The 1,371-nt window shown below is 62.7% G+C and carries 1 protein-coding gene; it reads right to left on the bottom strand.

The window, feature by feature from the left end; genetic code table 11:
- Positions 1-296: 296 nt before the first annotated feature.
- A partial coding sequence (locus tag LHL23_RS23405) for an AAA family ATPase (protein WP_226431759.1) occupies positions 297-1,371 on the bottom strand: 1,075 nt, incomplete at its 5' end.

Raw genomic sequence — 1,371 nt, forward strand, 5'->3', positions numbered from 1 at the left:
CCGCCCGCGTGTGCTGATGGAGACAGTTTACTGCGCCGGATTGGGTTGGAGCGACCCGGGTTGTAACCCTGCGGAGACGGAAATTGTGGATAAGGGCCTCGAAATACGGAACTTTCCCTCTGCAGAGGGAGCTGGGCAGGGATGCGGGGCATAGACCGCCCCGGCGGGGCTTTGGGACAAAACCTTTCCGGAAGGGAATTATCCGGATTTTGGACCAACCGGAGCCTGCACCGCGGAAGTTTGCACATAAGAATTGTGCAAACCTCGCGGCGGCGCGGCTTGGTTGGCGGGCGCATCTACTGGTCCAGGACCTGCTCTGGGCCATTTTTGCGCGGCACGTCACGCAGCCAGGACCGGACCGCCTTGGCATCGAACTCACGCTCACGCACCAAAGCCGCAGCCATGTCCTGCAACAGCCGCTGATGTGGGTACAGCAATGCACGCGCGTGGTCCTCGGCGTAGTCGAGCTTCTCACGGAGGCGTTTGCGGTCGGGTTCTGCCAGCTGCGCCGGATCCTGCGGTCCGAACCAGCCGTTGCCGAAGGTCCCTAAACCCAGTTCAAAATCCATCGCCAGGACCATCCGCGCAGCCTGTGCCAAATCGGACGTTGCGCCCCCGCCAGCTCCCCCGGACACAGTCCCAAAGATGAGCCGCTCCGCCGCCCGCCCTGCGAGGTGGATATACAGCTGGCATTCAAAGTCTGCCGGCAGACCCGCGTTCGGGGGAACATCCCGCTCGATTGTGCCGCCAGATGGAGACAGGCTGATCCGCGTGATCGTCTCGCCGTAGCTCCACGAGGTGATGGCGTGACCGACTTCATGAATGGCGATGCGGTAAAGCAGGTCGTGGTGCTCCTCCTGTGCCAGGGCACCGAGATGGCGGCGAAGAAGCTGCAGATCGAGCGCGCAGCCGCTGTGCCGGGCCTCACTGCGGGCTGAGCGCACCGCCGCGTCCACGTCGGCAGCGGTTTTGCCAATGCAGTCCCGCGCCAGCTGCTGCAGCGCATCCTCGGGGACTGCGTCCTGCAGCCGCTCAGCAAGGAGATGCTGCAGCATCGCCTTGCTTGGCAGCGGCATCTCGATCTTGATGTCAAACCGCCCGGCTCTCAGAACCGCGGGGTCGATGTGCTGCGGGTGGTTGCAGGCACCGACGACCATGATCCCTGCTTCCCGGCTGATGCGGTCCATCTGCTCCAGGAAACCAGCGATCACCTGGCGCCTGTAGCTGGCACTGTTGTCGCCGACGCTGTCGCGGGAACCGATCGCGTCAATCTCATCCAAAAAAAGGATACAGGGAACATTCTTCTTCGCTTCATCGAAGCTTTTGCGCATCGCAAGCAGGAGGTTACCCAAGTGACCGTTGGCCTGCCAT

This window comes from Leisingera sp. McT4-56, assembly GCF_020514995.1.
GTDB classification, from domain to species: Bacteria; Pseudomonadota; Alphaproteobacteria; order Rhodobacterales; family Rhodobacteraceae; genus Leisingera; species Leisingera aquaemixtae_A.